This window comes from Candidatus Methylomirabilota bacterium, from assembly GCA_035260325.1.
Taxonomy (GTDB): Bacteria; Methylomirabilota; Methylomirabilia; order Rokubacteriales; family CSP1-6; genus AR19.
In genome coordinates this window covers 1-2694 of sequence record DATFVL010000282.1, presented here as the reverse complement: position 1 = coordinate 2694, position 2694 = coordinate 1, and the positions used below count along the sequence as shown (strand labels likewise).

Sequence of the window (2694 nt, the reverse complement as noted above, 5' to 3'; positions counted from 1 at the left end):
TTCAGCGCCGCGCCGAACTCGTCCCGGCACTGCCGCTGGCGGCCCGAGACGCAATGAACGAAGGCGAGGTACTTGTGGGCCTTGACCTGATCGGCGGGGGACAGGCCCGCGTCGAGGCTCGCCTGCAGGAGCTTCGCCGCGTGGGCGTAATTGCCGCCCTCGTACTCTTTGATGCCGGCGGAGAGATCCTGCTGGGCCTTGCTCTGGAACACGCTCATGATCCCCTGGCCGGAGCCGGACCCGCATCCGCCGAGGACCACGGCGAGCGCCACCAGCGTCCACGCGACCGCCGCCTTCCCGGTGTCCATCGTCATCGGAACGTGTGCTTGATGCGCGCCCGGCCACTCGGCGCCACGTCCACCGACTCCACGTAGGGCGGGAAGGCGCCGTTGCGGACCTCGATCTTGTGCTTCCCCGGTTTGAGCTCGACGTCGCGCAACGGCGGGGCTACGCCGCGCCGCTGGCCGTCGATGTAGATCTCGCCCCACGGGGTGATCGCGAACGTGACCACCGCCGGGCCCGCCGGCTGACCGACGGCGGTGGTGGCGCGCGCTTCCTTCCCTGGACTGACCGCCGGTCCCGGCGCCTGAGGCTGCGTCAGGGGCTTCGGCCGCGCCGGCGCAGGCTTCGACTCCACGTGGGGCGCTTCGGCGGATTCGCGGCCCACGCGCAGGCCGACGGCGCTGACGACGATGGCGACCGCGACGACCGCCCCGCCGAGCCACGCCTTGTGTCGCAGCGCCTTCATGATCAGGCGCGCCCCCGGCGAAAGCGGAACGAGCCCGCCCTGCTCCGCGCGGGACTCCGACGCGTGCCGGCCGGCAGGCGGGAACGGCCGCGGCGGGGGGCTGATGGCCGCGGCGATCGCGTAGACCTCGTGCTCGCGCACGTGCTTGTCGGTGCGCGCCCCCTCGTAGTGGAAGAGCTGCTCGTAGTCCTTGGACAGGCGGGAGACCACTTCGTAGTAGGACCTCGACACGAGAATCTGGCCCGGCGCGGCGAAGCTCATCACCCGCTGCGCGACGTTTATGCCGTCGCCGATGATGTTGAGCTGGCCGTTGAGGTCCTTTACGAGCCTGACCGGACCGAGGTTGATGCCGATGCGCACCTGGAGCTCGGGTTCCTCCATCTGCGGCAGCCCGATTGCGTCGCGGAGGCTCAGGCTCGCGAACAGCGCGTCTTCCGGGTCACCGAGGAAGCTGAGCGCCGCGCCGTCGCCGGTATCGAGGATGACGCGGTCGTTGGGCGCGACGTCCGACAGCGCTTCGGCGAGGAATTCGTTGAGCCGCTCCTTGAGCTGGCTCTGCTCCGAGACAGGCTTCTCCGAGTACGCGACGATGTCGAGAAACACCACGCTGCAGATGACGGTTCGATTGCTCGCCGCCGGCACGATGGGACACTAGCACTACCGTCTCACCAGGGTCCAGCCCAAGGTTTCAAGCGACCGCGTGACGTCCTGCCGGCGCCGTTCCGCGCGGCGTCGCTCGACGGCGGCGGGCTCCCGACGCCGACGCCGCTCCCCCATTCGACGATCGAAGATCACGTCCACGGTTTCGCTGGCGAAGACGTACTTGAAGTACTCGTATCGTGCCGGGAGCGTGCGGGAGACGATGAAAAGGAGACGCGCCACGATCCGTCTCCGCGGGACTCACGGCCTTCGAAGGTCGCGGCCCGAGCCAGATGCCGGCGCGCCGCTGCGCCGAAGCTCGATACCCGCCTCGTCCGCAGATCCCGGATCGAGGCTCGCCTGATTCTCCGGAAGTCTAGGGCGTACCGCAAGCGGGAAAAATGCCCCGAGCGCGCGCTCAGGAGCAGCCGGCCCGCTTCGCGCCGGGCGCCTTGCGCGGCACGAGCGTGCACGCGAACGTCGCCGGCTGCTTCCGGCACTGGTCGAGCGTCGCCTGGAGCCGCGCGAGCGTCCGGTCGCGCCGGGCGAGGCCGATGCCGTAGATCGCGAGGTCGTTGACGAGCCTCGTGTAGAAGACGTGCTCCATGTCCCCGCCCCCGGCCATACAGGGCGACGGCTTCTGCGCCAGCCGGAGGAGCGGCCCGAACGCGGCGACGTACGCGGCGAGCACCGGCTCGTCCCGCAGGTCGCGGGGCACTTCGGGGAAGCGGGCGAGGACTTCGTCCACCGTCGTTGCCACGGATTCCTCCTATCCGCGCAGGATCCGGTCCTCGGGGACCTCCACGCGCTTGACGCCCTTGAAGCTGAAGAGCAGCTCGACGAGATACACGGAGGGCTCGGCGGAGACCTGCTTGACGATGGTGCCGAGCGCCTCCTGCACGTTCTGACTGAAGGCCACGCCCTTGATCGTCAGGCCGCTCAGGTTCACCTTGACCCGCTGGTTGGGCTCAAACATCGCGGGGCGGGCCGGCCTCCCTGGCGATGAACTGCTCCACGCTGTGGCGATGCGGGATGCCGTCCTGGTCGCAGGTGATCATCAGCGGCTCGGACTGGACGATGTGCCAGTCGGCGTAGGCGCGGCCGAGCTCCCCCTCGGCGAAGTAATCGATCCGCTCGCCCTTCTCGACGTAGATGCTGCGGTCGGTGAACACGACGTGGGCGTGGTACCCCCCGGGGCGCGTCAGGGCCTCGAGCCGGCGGAAGAGGCGGGCCCGTGCCCGCCGGACGATGTAGTGGATGGCGCCGCACGAGTAAACGAGCTCGAACGGCCCGGCGGGGATCTCGCG

The 2694-nt window shown here is 69.6% G+C and carries 6 protein-coding genes; all 6 read right to left on the bottom strand.

Annotation, left to right across the window (positions count from 1 at the left end; genetic code table 11):
- The coding region (locus tag VKG64_17950) for a DUF4398 domain-containing protein (GenBank protein ID HKB26922.1) at window positions 1-308 on the bottom strand (308 nt) is incomplete at its 3' end.
- Between the two features lie 2 nt (window positions 309-310).
- Window positions 311-1354 carry an adenylate/guanylate cyclase domain-containing protein gene (locus tag VKG64_17945; protein ID HKB26921.1) on the bottom strand — a complete coding sequence of 348 codons (1044 nt, stop codon included), beginning with the start codon at window positions 1352-1354 and terminating at the stop codon, window positions 311-313.
- Between the two features lie 51 nt (window positions 1355-1405).
- Window positions 1406-1630 carry a hypothetical protein gene (locus tag VKG64_17940; GenBank protein HKB26920.1) on the bottom strand — a complete coding sequence of 75 codons (225 nt, stop codon included), beginning with the start codon at window positions 1628-1630 and terminating at the stop codon, window positions 1406-1408.
- A gap of 175 nt (window positions 1631-1805) precedes the next feature.
- Window positions 1806-2147, bottom strand: coding sequence for a hypothetical protein (locus tag VKG64_17935; protein ID HKB26919.1), 342 nt, complete (start codon window positions 2145-2147; stop codon window positions 1806-1808).
- A 9-nt stretch (window positions 2148-2156) separates the two neighbouring features.
- Window positions 2157-2363 carry a hypothetical protein gene (locus VKG64_17930; protein ID HKB26918.1) on the bottom strand — a complete coding sequence of 69 codons (207 nt, stop codon included), beginning with the start codon at window positions 2361-2363 and terminating at the stop codon, window positions 2157-2159.
- Window positions 2356-2694 (bottom strand): hypothetical protein (locus tag VKG64_17925; GenBank protein HKB26917.1); only part of this gene is annotated, 339 nt, incomplete at its 5' end. The genes VKG64_17925 and VKG64_17930, both read right to left, overlap by 8 nt.